The organism is Humiphilus diazotrophicus (assembly GCF_059726315.1).
The window spans coordinates 2,878,842-2,895,219 of the sequence record NZ_AP040870.1 but is presented as its reverse complement, the minus strand read 5'-3'; the positions used below and the strand labels follow the sequence as shown (position 1 = coordinate 2,895,219).

Here is a 16,378-nt window from a genome sequence, read left to right as displayed (position 1 = left end):
ATCGCACCATTTAGAGGGCATTGGTCCCTGATCTATACCGGAACCTGAAAATCTTAGCTAATGAACATGCAATCGCCATAGCTGAAGAAGCGGTATTTTTCAGTTACGGCATGCCCGTATGCTTCCAGGGTCTTTTCACGGCCGGCAAAAGCGCTTACCAGCATGAGCAGGCTGGATTTTGGGAGGTGAAAGTTGGTGAGCAGCCCTTGAACCAGTCGAAATTCGTGTCCGGGTGAAATGAAGATGTTCGTTGCCCCGTTATGTGGTTCGATTGGTGTTCCCTCTGCAATTCTGGCGCAGTGTTCCAGGGTGCGAACTGTTGTCGTACCGGCGGCAACGATCCGTCTGCCGTCCTTTACGGCTGAATTGATGGCTGTAGCTGTTTCTTCCGAAAGGCTATAGCGTTCCGTATGCAGCTGAACCTCTTCCACTGTGTCCACACGGAGCGGGGCAAAGGTTCCCAGGCCAACATGAAGCGTGACATAGGCGATCTGGACGCCCTTAGCCTTAAGCCGATCGAGAATCTCGGGCGTAAAGTGCAGCCCCGCGGTGGGTGCTGCCACAGAGCCGCGCTCTTGAGCGTAGACGGTCTGATAGCGCTCCCGGTCCGTGTCGATATCGGAGCGATGGATGTAGGGCGGAAGCGGAATATGGCCGAGTGTCTCAAGAGCTGAGAAGAAGTCTGGAACTGGAGAAAAGCGCAGTGTCCTTTCTCCAAAATCTTTGCGTTCGGTGACTTCGGCCTCCAGTACGCCGTCAAAGAGCAGATGCTCTCCTACTTCGACCTTCTTGCCTGGACGCACTAAGGCATGCCACTCCCATTCTCCCGTTTGTTCGGTGAGCAGCACCTCGATTCGTCCGGTAGGTTCCTGCCGGGCGGTTACGCCTCTTCTGTTTGCGAAGAGACGAGCTGGGATGACTCGGCTGTTATTCAGTACCAGGAGATCTCCTGGTTGTAAAAGTTCAGGGAATTGCTGAAATACGCTGTCTTCCCAGGCGCCGGAGGCTCGATTGACCACCAGCATTCGTGCACCGCTTCGCTCTTGAGGGGGTTCTTGAGCAATGAGTTCTTCCGGAAGCTCAAAATCAAAATCGGAAACCAGCAAAAGTTATCCTCTTCTTTGTTTACCAACATGCCGCTCGGCATTCATTCTGGCTCGTTCCAGTGCAGCGTCCAGTTCCTGACGCTTTTCTTCCAGTAACGACTCATCGGCAGATGGAGGCACCAGTACAGCGCGCGACCAGCTGACAATGACTCGGGAAAATGGCTTTGGAACGAAAAAGCGATCCCATGAATTTATCGTCCATCTTCGCTCCGGCAGCAGGTAGAAAGAGCCAATTGGTTCGCCTGTCATCTGGGCCAGCTTTACAGGGCCCATTTTGGACTTGTAAATCGGTCCGCGCGGGCCATCTGCGGTAAAGATGGCAGCCAGTCCTTCGCTTAAGTGATTTTTGAGCTGAAGTATTGCATCGGCACCGCCCCTGGAGCTGGATCCGCGAACGGCTTTATATCCAAAACGGCCCAGAGTCCGGGTAATCAGCTCTCCGTCGAAACTCCGGCTGATGATGATGACAACCGGGTACTTGCGGAAATAGTAGGTACAGGGCAACGTGCACTGATGCCAAAAGCAGAAGATTCCTTGTGGAGGAGGCGTCGCCGGAATAGCGCCTTGCTCCGCGATTACTTCGAATCGCAGTGTCAGTCCGACGATCCGCAAGAATAGGGCTACCAGTCTGGGCACAATGGCAATGGCGATCCGCTGCCCCAAACTGAAGCGTGTCTGTGGTTGAGCTGTTTTGGACACTTCAGCAATTTTAGAGCGAAACCCGCTTCCTTTGGGTCCTTTGAAAAAGAGAAGGGGGCAGGTTCCCGATGAAATCTCAAAAAGGAACCTGCCCCTGGATGCTGTCTTTGTATGTATTGAAAAACAGCTGTTTTAGCTATACCGGAGCCAGCGCAGCATCTCCGGGATCGTGGCACGCTTGCCGTACATCAGAATGCCGATTCGGTAGATTCTTGAGGAGAACCATAGAACCACCATAATGGCCAGAATCATGAGCAGAATCGAAAGGCCAATTTGCCATAGGGGCGGAAATTGAGAGGCCATTCGCAGAAACATGGTGATGGGAGCACAGGGCGGAAACATCGATATGAGTACCGACCAGATAGAGTTTGGATCGCTCACGATATAGGTGATCAGTCCAAAGCTCAACCAGACTGGAAGTGCTGCCAGGGGAGTGTATTGCTGAAATTCCTGTTCCGATTCTACTGTTGCAGCCAGGCCTGCAAAAAGTGAACTGTAGAGCAGATATCCAAGAATGAAATAAAGGCAGAACAGAACGATTTCGAGAGCCGAAACATGAAGCTGCAAATTGCCTGTAAGAATATGCGCCGCCAGTGTACTTGAGGAAAAGAGTGCGGCAGCGAGAATCCAGATCCCCAGTTGGGTAAGGCCAACGGCTCCCACTCCTATAAGCTTGCCGGCCAGTAGATCTCTAGGTTTCACCGATGCCAGCATGACCTCAAAGACTCGCGATGTCTTTTCCTGGATAACGGATCTTCCGACGTTCATGCCATACATGACGCAGGTAAAGGTCAGCAGAAAAGCCATGACGTATGCCGTCATGAAGGAACTCATCGCATCGCTGTGCGTTGCTTTGCCATTCTTAATCTGCTGGGTATCGATAGTTACATTTTTCGTGAGGGTAGCGATTTCAGCTGGAGTCAATCCCTTGGCGCTGAGCCTCTCCTGCATGATTGACTTGCCCAACGCGCTTTCCAGTCGCGCAGTGGTGACAAAGTCTCCTGAGGTATGTGACTCGTAGGTAGCCTTCAGCTTGCCATCAGATTGTTCCTCGATCCATAGAAACCCATCGAGCTGCTTTGCCTCGATTCTCTTGACCAGAACATCCCGATCCGATGCTTCGGCAGGAGAAAAGACTTCTACTTTTGTCTGCGCATCTTTGTCGGTTTGGAGTCGATTGCGGACTTCGCTGGCGAGTTGAAAATTGCTGCTCGCAATGACCAGATGTTTCCCCGTGCCGGAATTCTTGCCCGCCAAAAAGATGATGGCTATAAAGACTCCGAACAGAAGAGGAATGAGGACAGTCGATACCTTGAACGCTTTGCCTTTGACCTGCTCCAGATATTCGCGTTTTGCGATCAGTAGTGCATCATGCATCGGCTTTTCCTCCGACGGTTTGGATAAAGATTTCTTCCAATGACGGTTCCATTAATTCGAAGCGGAAGATGCGGGCTTTCTGCATGGCCTCTGCCAGGAGCCGCTGCGGGTCCGCTCCATCTTTCAGACGGACTTCGGCATGTCCACTGTAGACCTTGGCTTCGGCGACATCGTGGCTTGCGAGAAAGGAGGAGTCGCCTTCAAATTCAAAAATTACGTGATCGCGCGGATACTGTTGTTTGATTTCGCGTACCTTCCCGGAAAGAACGGCTTTTCCTCCGTCGATCAGGCAGATTGAATCGCAAAGCTTCTCCACCTGGTCCATGCGGTGTGTAGAGAACAAGATTGCCTTGCCTGCATCTTTGAGCTCCAAAAGCGAGTCCTGCAGCAGCGTCGCATTTACCGGGTCAAGGCCGGAGAAGGGCTCATCCATGATGATCAGGTCCGGGTCATGCAGGAGTGCCGCAATAAACTGAATTTTCTGCTGCATTCCTTTGGACAGCTCTTCCGTTTTCTTTTGGACAACGTCTGCGATTTCGAGTTTGCGACACCATACGTCAGCTCGTTTGGTTGCGGTTTGTGCATCCAGACCGTGAAGTTGGCCCATGAAAACGAGCTGGTCCATCACTTTCATCTTTTTGTAGAGACCACGTTCTTCGGGAAGATAGCCGACACGCTGCAAGCTCGCTCTTTCGAAGGGCTTGTCAAAGAGCCGTACCGATCCGCGGTCTGGCATGGTGATTCCTATCATCATGCGAATAGAGGAGGTCTTTCCGGCGCCATTGGGACCCAATAACCCAAACATGGCTCCGGATGGAATCTCCAGGCTTAGATCCTGAACTGCGATTTTCTGCTGGTAGAACTTCGATACTTTGTCTAGTGCAACGACAGTCACGCGCAGATCCTTTGAAAGTTAGGTGGCAGCAGTGTAGCAAAGACGGTCTGCTGCATTTGGCCACAGCCTCTTCGACTGCTCCGATATCGTGTAATCTCTCGAGAATTTGGGCCTATATGGCCGGGACGTCTCCGGGCGCTGTGGGAATTGCTCGAACAAAGCTGGAGCTTCTGCTGATAGCATCGCTCTTGTGCTAGCACTTGATACTCCAATTCAGTTTATTCGTGGAGTCGGCCCACGCCTTGCCGAGACGATTGAGGCTAAAGGGGTCTTTACGGCAGAAGATCTCTTGTACCATCTCCCTTTTCGCTACGAGGACAGACTGAACCCTCGAGCTATCCATGAGTTGAAAGCCGGTGAGATAGCGAGCGTAATTGCCGAGGTACGCGGATCAGCCCTGTTGCGTACCCGGCGTATGCCTATTTTCGAAATGACCGTGGGTATGGGAACCCACAGCCTGAAGTGTATTTGGTTTCACGGCGCGTATCTGCAGGATAAGTTCAAGCCGGGACAGATGTTGGCTCTCTATGGAAAGGTGGAAGCTCGCACCGGACGCGGTTTGCAGATGCTTCAGCCGCAATTTGAGATCTTGCCGAACGATCAGGATGACGAGCAAACACGCACCTTGGAGTTTGGGCGCATTACTCCGGTTTATGAGTCGCTTGGCAGCAAACTTACTTCGCGCTGGCAACGAAGAATCATCTATGAAGTGCTTGGCGCTTTACGTGGGAATATCTCCGATGCACTGCCAAAGCCATTTCTCAAACGCCTTGGAATGCCTTCTCGTGAAGTAGCTCTTAATCAGGTACATTTCCCTGAAGCCGGTACTCCGTTTACGCAGCTACAGTCCTCGTCGACACCCGCCCATCGCAGATTGATCTTTGAGGAGCTTTTCTTTCTTGAACTGGGGCTGGAACTGAAGCGACGTAAGCTTCGTGAGCGTACCGGCATTGCTTTTGTTACTGGCGACAATGTCCGCAAGGCATTACGGCAGATTCTCCCCTTCCATCCGACTGCGGCTCAAAAACGTGCTCTGGCTGAAATTGTTGCCGATATGCGTCAAGTTCATCCTATGCGCCGTTTGCTGCAGGGGGATGTGGGATCGGGAAAAACTATTGTGGCCCTGCAGGCCATGTTGGTAGCCATCGAAAATGGCTACCAGGCCGCGCTGATGGCTCCCACTGAGATTCTGGCTACCCAACATTACCTGGCCGCCAGAAAGCTGCTGGAACGCTCCGAGAAGCACTACAAAATCACATTGCTAACCGGTTCCTTGGATGAGGATCGCAAGCGCACGGCGCGAGGGAACATTTATCGGGGCGAGTCGCACATTGTCATCGGAACGCATGCCTTAATCGAGGAAAAGGTCGAGTTTGCGAATTTGGGGCTGGTTGTCGTCGATGAGCAGCATCGTTTCGGAGTTATGCAGCGCTTCCGGCTGATGAAAAAGCCCAACGCGGCAGAACCCGATGTGTTGGTTATGACAGCGACCCCCATTCCGAGAACTCTGGCTCTCTCCATGTATGGAGATCTGGATGCGAGCGTATTGGACGAACTGCCGCCGGGAAGGACTCCAATCGTGACCAGGCGAGTGCCGGATGAACGGGCGTCAGAGGTGTGGGATTTTGTCAGAAAACAAGTTGCGTCAGGACATCAGGCCTACGTTGTATATCCGGTAATCGAAGGCTCAAAGGACGACCAGCCGGAGTTGGATTTTGCTTCCAGTGAAGTGGAAGAGACAGATCCTGAAGCAAAGAAAAAGGTCTCCCGCCGTAAGAAAACAAAAGAGCTGTTTCAGGAGGAAAACGGGAATAGCAGTAAGCCTTCCTTGAAATCGGCTATTTCAATGTATGAACAGCTGCGGCAAGGGGATCTTGAAGGCCTTCGTGTGGGCTTGTTGCATGGACGTCTTGATGCAGATGAAAAAGAGATCATCATGCGCCGCTTCCAGCGTGGAGAGATCGATGTACTGATTTCTACCACGGTGATCGAGGTTGGAGTAGATGTTCCGAACGCTACCGTGATGGTGATTGAGCATGCCGAACGCTTCGGATTGGCGCAGATGCACCAGTTACGGGGCCGTGTTGGCCGCGGTGCCGCGAAGAGCTATTGCATTTTGATGACCGGCGGTCGCGTTTCTCCTCAAGCAGAAGAGCGGCTGGATGCCATGGTTCGTACGCAGAATGGATTTGAACTGGCAGAGATGGATTTGGTTATGCGTGGTCCCGGTGAGTTTTTTGGTACTCGTCAAGCTGGATTGCCGGATTTTCACGTTGCCAATCTGCTTCGCGACCAAAAGTTATTGGAATTGGCCAAGCAAGAGGCCGCCCGGTTTGTGGAGAGGCAAGATCGTGAGATTTCAGATGAGGAATATAGCGAAGTGTGGACGCATTTGAGAGAGTCTTGGCAGCGCCGCTATGGGTTGGTTGAGGCTGGTTAGCTTTCTAGTCTTCGGGGGGCGTGAATACCTAGATGCTAAACAGCCTCGGGTCCTTGCGCGACAGCGGGTTCTTCTATTGGCAGCGTCCGGATTTCCAGCTGTACGCTGGCAATCTCTGTGCCACACTGCTTTTGGTTGCGAGTGCACTGGCAAAGAGAAGTGATTTGCAGATGAGAACTGTGGCTCAGCTCTAACCCGGCGGCGATCAATACGCCGTAGATTTCCACACATGCTGCGCGTTCGAATTCAAAAAGCAGCTGTACGATTCCTGAATCATTTGTCCCGCGGCTTAACACCCAGCCTCCAGAGCCTAAAATTGCTCCGGAAAGGAAGCGTATCAGGCGTGCTGGCTGTTCTGCGCTTGTAGCTTTCATTTGCAGGGCCCAGGGCATAGTGATAGTGCTCTCCATGATCTTTAATTTCGGTCCTCTTCTGCCGGTATCTCTACAAAGACAACATCGGAAAAAGAATAACTTTGTTTAATAGTGTCCCGGGATACATCGTAGATTTGATTCAAACTCGGACGTTTAGACGATGTGGGAATTTATTGGTAACAAAGAAACTGATTTTTACGACCTGTCTACAACCCTTTTATCGGCAGTTTCGGCCTAAAGTAGAGTTTTTTCGATATTGTGAGAGGGGCTTTTTATGTTGGTTGGTACTGGGATTGATCTCATTGAAATTGAAAGGATTGCGGCCTCAATCGAGCGATTTGGGAACCGCTTTCTAAAGCGGATTTATACTTCGGCAGAGATTGCGTACTGCTCGGCCAGGAAAACATCTGCTCAAAGTTTTGCTGCCAGATTTGCCGCCAAAGAAGCTGGCGCTAAGGCCCTGGGAACCGGTATCAGCCGCGGCGTTTCCTGGCTGGAAATAGAGGTTCTCCGTCAACCAGGACAGAGACCCATTTTGGTATTTCACGGCCGGGCTAGTGAAATGGCCAAACAGTTGCGGGTTCGACACACTTCGTTGTCTTTAACGCACACAGCTGCTCTGGCTATGGCTTCCGTCTCTTTAGAGGATTGAATTTGCAACGGACGAAGAGCTGGATTCATCTAACTCCTTGAGAGAACAAGGGGTAATCCTTTTTGATCGGAAGTGGTTTTTTCGATTAACCCTATATCGATTTTGATATCTTTGGCCTAGTAGCGTGTGTGGGAGCTACTTTTCAGGGGAGGCCCGTGCCAAGTCAGCAAGAAGTCCAGTGGTCCCAGCTGAAAGTCGGAGTTCTAGTCATTATTGCCATTATGGCTCTGACCGCCCTCATCTTCCTGATGTCAGGGTCGACTGGAGGGATATTCCAGCGTAATTTGACGATTCGCTCGTATTTCGAGAACTCAGCAGGGTTGAAGTTGGGCGCTCCAGTGAATCTGGAAGGTGTCACGATCGGTAATGTCAAATCCATCCGGATCGTGCCTGAGCGGAATCCAACTCCGGTCGAAGTGACGATGAAGGTGAGCAAGAAATACTTGTCAGCCTTGCATTCCGACTCGAAGGCCAGCCTGGAGACTATCGGAGTTCTGGGCGATACCGTCGTTGATATCAACAGCGAAACCGCTAAGGGTGGTCCGTTGCTCGATAACTCCGAATTGAAAACCACGGAGAGTCCCAACCTTAACGATGTGATCAAGTCCAGCCAGGGAACTATCGAGCAGATGAATACGATCCTGGGAAAACTCAATACTCTGGTGGACTCCATCAGCAGCGGGAAGGGATCGATTGGACAGTTGATCAACAATCCCGAGCTGTATACCAAGCTGGTTTCAACTCTGACCGAGTTGAACAAGGTTACCCAAAAGATCAGCAGTGGCCAGGGTTCCATTGGGAAATTGGTCAACGATGACACACTCTATGAGCGTGCCAATCAGACAATCGGAAAACTGCAGCACATTACCGATGAGTTGGATCAAGGAAAGGGTACGGCAGGCAAGCTGCTGAAGGACGACAGTCTCTATAAAAATCTGAACTCCAGCGTAGCCAATGCGAATCAGCTGCTGGCCGATATCAATGCGGGCAAAGGCGGTTTGGGGAAGCTTGCCAAGGATCCGGAATTCGCCCGGAAGCTGGATGAAACCGTCACTCGCCTGGATTCTATTCTGAAAAATGTGGATGAAGGGAAGGGGACTCTTGGCCAGTTGGTTCAGAATCCTTCTCTCTATAACAACAGCGATCAGATGCTGGTCGAGACAAGAAATCTCATCACAGGGATTCGGGAAAATCCAAAGAAGTATCTGACCTTCCACGTCAAGATCTTTTGAACCAAGCTCATGGCCTGCGGAGAGCTGAAGTGCTTCGCAGGCTTTCGTAGCAGTGAATCTGCCTTTTCCCTTCCAAACCACACTCTCCTTGCGTCCATGTTAGGTTTCCTTTCGTCAACCTGATAGCGTTTCCCGTAGCTCATAATTCTGAAAAGGATTGGTCCACGATCTTAACCGGCCCTTTCCTTGCAACTGCTTCTTTGAGGAGTGCTAATGCGACCTTTTCGCCCTGTACTGGTTCTCTTGTTCTGTGCCGGTGCTGCAATTGCTCAGAACTCGGCGCCATTTGCCGCCGTCGATCAGTCTTCTTCGCGTCCTGCCGAGCCTAAAACAATTCCAAGCCTGGACCTCTCTGCCATCGACAAGTCGGTTGATCCCTGCAAGGACTTCTATGAATACGCCTGCTCGAATTGGAGAAAAACCAATCCGGTTCCCAATGATCAGGCGCGTTGGGCGCGTTCTTTTTCCCTGCTGGCTGAAAGGAATCGCACCTTGCTCTATCAGCAGCTTGAAGAGGCTGCAAGGCCGGGAGCAAAACGCTCCAAGCTTGAAGCAAAATACGGCGATTTTTATGCAGCTTGTATGAACACCTCGTTGGCGGATCAGAAGGGCATCAAGCCGATTCAGCCCCAGCTGGAGAAGATTGCAGCACTCACCGACAAGAAACAGATCGCTTCGCTGGTTGGAAGTCTGCAGGCGGAAGGTGCTCCATTTAGCCTGTTTCGCTTTTCTGTCCAACAGGATGAAAAAGACTCTTCAAAACAGATAGCCGGGACGGGACAGGCCGGATTGACTCTACCCGATCGTGACTACTACATCGAAAACAGCCAACGCTTTCAGACGATTCGTCAACAATATCTCGAGCACATGAAGAAGATGTTCGGGCTGGCGGGAGACTCGGCAGAGCAGGCAGTTGCCGAAGCGGAAGCAGTTCTAAAGATTGAAACCGCTTTAGCACAGGGGCAGACCAGCCGAGTGGTTCTTCGTAACCCGGAAGCCCGTTACCACATCATGACGCTCGTGGAATTGCAGCAGCTTTCGCCCGATTTTCAATGGCCCCAGTATTTGCAGACAGTACCCATCGGTAAATTTGAAACGCTGAATGTGGCTACGCCCGATTTTTTCAAGGCTTTGAACGCTGAGATCAATTCCGAAAGCCTGTCCGCGTGGAAGAGCTATTTCCGTTGGCATGTTCTTACCGGGTACGCTTCCTATCTTTCCAGCAACTTCGACAACGAAGACTTCAATTTCTTCGGCAAGGTTTTATCTGGGCAAAAGGAACCTACCCCTCGGTGGAGACGGTGCACCGTGCTTACAGATGGTGCTTTAGGAGAGGCTGTCGGACAGGATTGGGTGAAGAAGAACTTCCCGCCCGAGGCTAAGGCCAGCATGGATAAGCTTGTTCTGGCTCTGGAGAAGGCACTCGGAGAAGACATTCAGACTCTTCCATGGATGAGCGAAGCAACCAAGAAAGCAGCTGACGAAAAACTGAAGCTCATCCGCAACAAAATTGGATATCCCGAGCATTGGCGCGACTATTCGAAGCTGACTGTGAGTGCTGGCGATCTGGTGGGAAATGTAGGCAGAAGCAACGTCTTTCAGCGCAATTACAACCTGAACAAGCTGGGAAAACCTGTTAATGAAAAAGAGTGGAGCATGACGCCTCCCACGGTGAATGCTTACTACAGCCCGAGCATGAACGATATCAACTTCCCGGCTGGCATCTTGCAGCCTCCGTTCTTCGATAACTCTACGGATCCGGCCGTGAACTTCGGCGGGATCGGAGTAGTCATCGGTCATGAGATGACGCATGGTTTTGATGACCAGGGCAGCAAATATGACGGTCACGGCAATCTGCGCGAATGGCAAACAGCGGACGATCGGAAGGCTTTTGTCGAGCGGACAGACTGTGAAGTGAAGGAGTATTCGGATTTCGAGGCTGCGCCTGCAGTTGGAACTCTCCCTGCGCAAAAACTCAATGGCAAGCTCACTCTGGGTGAAAATACCGCGGACAATGGTGGCATTCGAATCGCTTTTCTTGCTCTACAAGAAACACTGGCGGAGCAGAGCAAGAGCCTCGATACCAAAATCGACGGCTATACCGAATCGCAGAGATTTTTCCTCTCCTTCGGACAGATCTGGTGTGAAAACCGCACCGATCAGTCTGCACGGCAGTCAGCTTTAACCGATCCACACTCTCCTGGCCGCTGGAGAGTGAATGGGACCGTACAGAACTTCGAGGAGTTTGGAAAGGCCTTCGGATGCAAGAAGGGAGACCCCATGTATCCGGAGAAGATCTGCAGGGTCTGGTAGTGCATCATTTTCGGTTCATCTTCGGCCCGGTTATAGTTAAGAATAACCGGGCTTTTCTTTGTCCGGGATCGGCCTCTGGTTTGTTTTCGGGTTCTGCTAAGGTCAAAAGAGAGGTTTAGATCAATCGGTGAAGTGTCGCTTCCTTTGGCGGAAAGCGGCGTGAGCTTTCGTGGAGTCCAGAGTGCGGTTGCGCTGGAATTGCTCTAGAAAGCTGTTTTCCCACAGGAAACAGGCTGGCGAACCTGTTTTAGTGCAGTTGGCGGGTGCCTTGCTCTAGCCCAAAATGGCTCAAGCTTTTACAATTCAAGCGGGAGTAATTCCCAACCCAGTTTTGCTGCGATGAGCAGCCCTCAATCCAGCATCTTGCTGGGGGAGATGAAGGAAGCGCATGAAGTTCAGGAAATTCGGCCAAGCTATGCTGGCCGCTGTAGTATCTGCCGGCATGGTCCTAGGTCTTACCTCGTGCACCAGCAGCTTCACTGTGGCCTACTTTTATGTAATTGGCCAGCAGTACAACCAGATCGCTGGCTACAAAGTGGATAACAATAAAGGGCGCCTAAAGTCCATCGCCAATATGCCTATTGGAACTGGTGGCTCAAAACCGATTCAGAACGTGATCTTACCTGCGGGTAAGTTTCTGTATGTGCTTCATCAGGGAACGGACGGCACAAGCGGCGCCGGCGTTACAAGCTTCATTATTGGTGGAACAGGAATTCTAACGCAGCAAAATGGTCTGTTTCCCTCTCAGGGAACGACTCCGTTGCGTATGGCTGTGGATAGCAGCGGTGCTTATCTCTATGTGTTGGATAAAATTGCTCCTTCTGCTGCTTTCTGCCCGAACACAAATGCGAGCGGACAGTGCAGCGAAATCACGGTATTCAAGATTGATGGCAACACAGGACGTCTGACCACAGTAGTGAATCAGCAGCTGATCAATCCAGGGAATGGAGCCAATCTTACCTACTTCCCGGTTACTGCAAACGCAACGGACATGGCGCTGGTTGGTTCGACTCTCTACATCACTTCCGATAATGGAGATAATCAGCAGACGGTAACCGCCTATACCGCTTCCAGCGGACAGGTCACCACTACTTCTACGGGCATTCAGAGCGTTGCGGCAGTGCACATCAACAGGATTATTGCTGGATACAGCAGCAGCAATGCAATCGGCTCCGGTTCCTCCTATATTTACATTCTTGATCGCGGGGCCGCTGACACAACTACTGGCTATTTCACAAAGAGCCAGATCTTCAGCTATACCCAAGGCACCAACGGGGCACTTGCTTCTGTTTCAGGAAGTCCGTTACAGCAGAGCGGAACCGTAAATAACCCGTCCTTCCTGCTTACGGAAAAGAACAATCAAGCTGTATTCGTAGCTAACGCTGGTGATGCAGCTGATCCGAGCACTGTGAATGGAGCCGGCTACATAACCGGTTACCAGATCTCAGTTGCAAGTGGCCAGGGTGCAGGCCAATTGACGGTTATGCCGCAATCGCCCTTTACTTCCGAAGCTAGCCCACGTTGTCTTGTTGAGGATCCCTCGGATCAATACCTCTATTCGATCAACTTCAATGCGAATACCATCAATCTGAAGCTGGTCGACACGGCGAAATACACCCTGAAGGAACCCACCAGAGCTGCTGCCACCTACAAGACGGTGAATCAGCCAATTTGGGGTGTGATGACGAACCGGACTCAGTGATAACGGAACCTCAATTTGCACAGGGAGATCCGGTTGTTTGCTTCCGTTGCGAATCGAGGTCTTGAAGTACGATGCAGAACCGGCGTCTCTTAACGAGACGCCGGTTTTGGCTTAAACCAGATTGAATTCCAGCTAGGTTCTCGATCCTTGCTCTAACCGGAGGACGGCAAAAGCAGGTTTCCCTTCAGAATTTCAGGTGATTGTGAGCAACGCTAGCTGAAACAGGCTCAAGCTTTTACAATTCAAGCGGGAAGGTATTCCCGACACAGCTCTGCTGCAAATGCAGCTCTACAGTCACTCTCTGTGGCTGCAGGATGAAGGAAGCGCATGAAGTTCCGGAAATTTGGCCAGATTTTGCTGGCCTCAGTTGTATCTGTCGGTATGGCTGGCCTTACGGCCTGTGTGGTGCAAACAGGCGATTTCGTTTACGTCACAAGCTCGAAGAACGATCCTGGTCAGATCAACGTGTATAAGTCCGATATCAATTCTGGCACTCTTAAGAAGTTGTCAGTATCGCCGTACACGATGAGGTACCGTAACCCGGTGGCTCTGGTCGTGTCTCCGGACAGTAGATTCCTTTATGTGGCCTACCGGGATGACAATGTCATTCAAGAGTACGGCATCGGTACAGACGGCAAAATCTATCCCCAGCATAGCTACAATACCCCTGGCTCCTATCCAATATCTCTTGGGATTAGCGCCAATGGAGACTTCCTGTACGTCCTTGACACTTATCAGCCTGGTTATAGTGATGCATCACCGGGTCAGGGTGCGTTGGTCGTTTATCCAATAGTCACGGACAGCAATAAGAAAAGCTTCCCAGGTAGCGATGTCGGCGCCTTGGCCTCTCCTATTGCGAATCAGTCAACTCAATACTGGCCGGTTGGTACGATTCCTACTGTCTTGAATACCATTGTTGCTTCCACGGGCGCAGCACCCAATACCGCTCCCACCTCGACGCTGATTTCTGTTTCGCCTGATGACAGTCAAAATCAGAGAAAGGTTTTTGTTGCCACTTTGACAAAGAGTGGAACGGCAGGAGCAATCTATGCCTTTACCTCCAGCGCAACAGGTGCGCTGACTGCTCTAGGAGCTGGAGATACGACCTTAGGGACTGACGCGGGCGCGGGTATTTATGCTGCGGGCGTTCAGCCAAGCTCTGTCGTTCGGGACGCGAGTGGAAATTACTTATATTTGAGTGATTACTCGTCGAATAAAATTCGGGCTTACAGCATCCAGTCCGCTGGATTGACGTTCATAGCTTCAACATCGACGACAAGCCCCAATCCGATATCGACAGGAAATAATCCGATTTCGCTGACGATTGAGCCAAGGAATAAATTCCTGTACGCAGCAAACTATACGGATGGTTCGTTGAATGGATACACCATTGGTTCCAACGGTGTACTCACCGCGATTTCCGGTGCTTCTACCGTAGCAACTACCGGAGCGCAGCCAACGTGCGTATTCGTTGAGCCGCGTACTGGACGGTACGTTTACACCACGGATTTCTATAGCAACACTGTTACAGCCTTCCAGCTGAACGCTACTTCTGGGTCCGTAGTGCTAGTGGAAAAATCACCTTTCCAGGCAGCTTCGCAGCCGACCTGCGGAGTAGCTGTTGCCCATGGAAAGACTGCACTTTCTACAGACTAGTTGTTGGTTAGAAACTAGTTTGCAGGTTAAAGTTGGTTTCTTGGAGAAAGGCCTGCCTGATGGCGGGCCTTTCTCGGTTTCGCAACGCGAGTTAAGAGCAGAGCCAGGACGGTTCTGGTTGAGAATGGCCGGTTTTGAGGCGCTGCTCTGATCGACGCAAATGGGGATGGCTATAGCCGAAACTGGCTCAAGCTTTTACAATTCAAGCGGGAGCACATTCCCGATACAGCTCTGCTGCGAGTGCAGCCCTGCGGTCACTCCCTGTGGTCCCAGGATGAAGGAAGCGCATGAAGTTCCGGAAATTCGGCCAGATCATCCTGGCCTCTGTTGTATCTCTTGGTCTGGCAGCTGGCATTACGGCTTGCAGTACTGCTCGAACGATCGACTATGCCTATGTCATCAGTTCGAAAAACACACCTGGACAGATCAACATCTACCAGGTTGATAGCCAGTCTGGCGTTTTGCACCCGCTGTCTGGATCGCCAATCACGATGAAGTGTACGAATCCGGTGTCGCAGGTCGTTTCTCCGGATAGTAAGAATCTCTACGTTGCTTGCAGCGACAATACAGTGGCGCAGTACACGATCGGTACCACCGGTCAGCTCTCTCTGGCCAATAGCTACAACACTCCTGGGGGAAGCCCCGTTTCCTTGACCATCAATGCTGCAGGAACATATCTGTACGTGGCGGATACCTATCAGCCCGGCTTTAGCAGCACCAATCCTGGCACCGGCGGCGCGCTGATTGTCTATCCAGTGAGCTCCGATGGTTCGTTGGGTACACCATTAAGCAACGGGACTGCGAAGTTCTATGCCGTTGGAGCAAATCCTGTTGCGGTGAATGTACTGGCTACGAATAATGCCGTTTTTGTCGCTGAGAAGAATGACGGTACTGCCGGCACTCTGCATGCTTTCATCGTTGGTACAGGCGGCGCCTTATCACCCATGGGCACCTCATCGTTGGGCGCAGGTATTTACAGCGCTGGAGTCCAGCCTAGTGCAGTCATCAGCGACCTGACGAGCGATTTTGTTTATGTGACCGACTACAAGCAGAATCAGATTATTGGGTACACCGTTCAATCTTCGGCTACTCAATTGGTTGTAATGCCGAATAGTCCTTTCCGGACGGGCAATCAGCCGATCAGCCTCACAATCGATTCACGAAATAAATATATGTATGTCACAAACTTCAGTGACTCAACATTGAGCGGCTTCCAGATTGATAACGTAAAAGGCAATCTGACCTCTCTCGCGGGTGGTCTGAAAGCCGCCCAAACCGAGAGTGAACCGACTTGTGTCTTTATTGAACCGGCATTGTCCCGGTATGTTTATGCGACTAACTTCCTGTCTGGTACCATTTCGGGCTACAAGTTGGATCCGAACACCGGCGCATTGACAGGTAATCAAGGCGGAGTTGTTCAAGCTGCTTCAGGACCTGTCTGCGGCGTTGCTATTGCTCATGGCAACCACGCTACACAAAATGTGGATACTGGCCGCTAGAGCTAATCGACAGTACGTAAACGCAAAACGGCTCGCCATTATGGCGAGCCGTTTTGCGTTTAGATCCGCTCGCGCCAAGACCAAGACCAAGACCAAGACCAAGTACCAGGAATCTTCGGTGCGAGCGCCGGAGTGTAATGGATATCCTGTCAACACAGCCTTAAGCTGGGCCTCGCCTAGAGCAAAAGCAGCGTTACTATGTCCTATCCCAATTCGGCGATGTGCAGGTTTTCTTGATGGAAAACCCGCGTAGGGAATTGTGGTTCGGGATGCACCTACGCTGGTTTTGCTCTATTTGCGATTATCGAGTTATCTATCGTGATTGAAGTCATGCCCAATGGTTCATGCCTTCCCGAAGCTGATAGAAGGCAATATGAGGATAGGGGAGAGCAATAACAGCTCTCCCCTATATCAATCTCAAATTTGTGCTTTA

At 51.3% G+C, this 16,378-nt stretch carries 12 protein-coding genes; 7 read left to right on the top strand and 5 right to left on the bottom strand.

The annotated features are described in order from the left end of the window. Positions 1 to 53: 53 nt before the first annotated feature. From queA to AC6I7T_RS12555, 4 genes are all read right to left on the bottom strand, one after another. Complete coding sequence (gene queA / locus AC6I7T_RS12570) at positions 54 to 1,106, bottom strand: tRNA preQ1(34) S-adenosylmethionine ribosyltransferase-isomerase QueA (protein WP_497793797.1); 1,053 nt, start codon at positions 1,104 to 1,106, stop codon at positions 54 to 56. 3 nt (positions 1,107 to 1,109) lie between these two features. After that, a complete protein-coding gene (locus AC6I7T_RS12565; RefSeq protein WP_497793796.1) occupies positions 1,110 to 1,805 on the bottom strand; it encodes a lysophospholipid acyltransferase family protein in 696 nt (231 codons plus the stop codon). A 132-nt stretch (positions 1,806 to 1,937) separates the two neighbouring features. Beyond that, entirely contained in the window at positions 1,938 to 3,182 is a 1,245-nt protein-coding gene (locus AC6I7T_RS12560; RefSeq protein ID WP_497793795.1) for an ABC transporter permease, read from the bottom strand. Further along, positions 3,175 to 4,077 (bottom strand): ABC transporter ATP-binding protein, encoded by a 903-nt coding sequence (locus AC6I7T_RS12555; protein WP_497793794.1) that lies wholly within the window; start codon positions 4,075 to 4,077, stop codon positions 3,175 to 3,177. Before AC6I7T_RS12555 ends, AC6I7T_RS12560 begins: the two co-directional genes overlap by 8 nt. Positions 4,078 to 4,267: 190 nt before the next feature. On the opposite strand from AC6I7T_RS12555, the gene recG reads away from it, so the two are divergent. Next, the gene (gene recG, locus AC6I7T_RS12550) at positions 4,268 to 6,517 is read left to right on the top strand and encodes an ATP-dependent DNA helicase RecG (protein WP_497793793.1); all 2,250 of its coding nucleotides are present in this window, start codon (positions 4,268 to 4,270) and stop codon (positions 6,515 to 6,517) included. A gap of 35 nt (positions 6,518 to 6,552) precedes the next feature. On the opposite strand, the gene AC6I7T_RS12545 is transcribed toward recG, so the two are convergent. Then, positions 6,553 to 6,909 (bottom strand): hypothetical protein, encoded by a 357-nt coding sequence (locus AC6I7T_RS12545; protein ID WP_497793792.1) that lies wholly within the window; start codon positions 6,907 to 6,909, stop codon positions 6,553 to 6,555. Positions 6,910 to 7,165: 256 nt separating this feature from the next. Between AC6I7T_RS12545 and acpS the strand changes: the two genes are divergently transcribed. The 6 genes from acpS (at position 7,166) to AC6I7T_RS12515 (ending at position 15,945) form a co-directional block, all read left to right on the top strand. Further along, on the top strand, positions 7,166 to 7,543 hold the full coding sequence (gene acpS, locus AC6I7T_RS12540; RefSeq protein WP_497793791.1) for a holo-ACP synthase: 378 nt from the start codon (positions 7,166 to 7,168) through the stop codon (positions 7,541 to 7,543). Positions 7,544 to 7,698: 155 nt separating this feature from the next. Continuing rightward, a complete protein-coding gene (locus AC6I7T_RS12535) occupies positions 7,699 to 8,775 on the top strand; it encodes an MlaD family protein (RefSeq protein ID WP_497793790.1) in 1,077 nt (358 codons plus the stop codon). 213 nt (positions 8,776 to 8,988) lie between these two features. Continuing rightward, positions 8,989 to 11,088 carry a M13 family metallopeptidase gene (locus AC6I7T_RS12530; RefSeq protein ID WP_497793789.1) on the top strand — a complete coding sequence of 700 codons (2,100 nt, stop codon included), beginning with the start codon at positions 8,989 to 8,991 and terminating at the stop codon, positions 11,086 to 11,088. A 388-nt stretch (positions 11,089 to 11,476) separates the two neighbouring features. After that, positions 11,477 to 12,790: a beta-propeller fold lactonase family protein gene (locus AC6I7T_RS12525; protein WP_497793788.1), complete on the top strand. Its 1,314-nt coding sequence runs from the start codon at positions 11,477 to 11,479 to the stop codon at positions 12,788 to 12,790. A gap of 327 nt (positions 12,791 to 13,117) precedes the next feature. After that, positions 13,118 to 14,446, top strand: coding sequence for a lactonase family protein (locus AC6I7T_RS12520; RefSeq protein WP_497793787.1), 1,329 nt, complete (start codon positions 13,118 to 13,120; stop codon positions 14,444 to 14,446). 287 nt (positions 14,447 to 14,733) lie between these two features. After that, positions 14,734 to 15,945 (top strand): lactonase family protein, encoded by a 1,212-nt coding sequence (locus AC6I7T_RS12515; RefSeq protein WP_497793786.1) that lies wholly within the window; start codon positions 14,734 to 14,736, stop codon positions 15,943 to 15,945. The last annotated feature ends 433 nt before the right edge of the window (positions 15,946 to 16,378 follow it).

What these genes read in the sequence shown, in the direction of transcription:
- AC6I7T_RS12560 (WP_497793795.1), bottom strand. Translation starts at nt 3,182, where the DNA reads ATGCATGATGCACTACTGATCGCAAAACGCGAATATCTGGAGCAGGTC.
- AC6I7T_RS12545 (WP_497793792.1), bottom strand. Translation starts at nt 6,909, where the DNA reads ATGCCCTGGGCCCTGCAAATGAAAGCTACAAGCGCAGAACAGCCAGCA.
- acpS (WP_497793791.1), top strand. Translation starts at nt 7,166, where the DNA reads ATGTTGGTTGGTACTGGGATTGATCTCATTGAAATTGAAAGGATTGCG.
- AC6I7T_RS12530 (WP_497793789.1), top strand. Translation starts at nt 8,989, where the DNA reads ATGCGACCTTTTCGCCCTGTACTGGTTCTCTTGTTCTGTGCCGGTGCT.
- AC6I7T_RS12525 (WP_497793788.1), top strand. Translation starts at nt 11,477, where the DNA reads ATGAAGTTCAGGAAATTCGGCCAAGCTATGCTGGCCGCTGTAGTATCT.
- AC6I7T_RS12520 (WP_497793787.1), top strand. Translation starts at nt 13,118, where the DNA reads ATGAAGTTCCGGAAATTTGGCCAGATTTTGCTGGCCTCAGTTGTATCT.
- AC6I7T_RS12515 (WP_497793786.1), top strand. Translation starts at nt 14,734, where the DNA reads ATGAAGTTCCGGAAATTCGGCCAGATCATCCTGGCCTCTGTTGTATCT.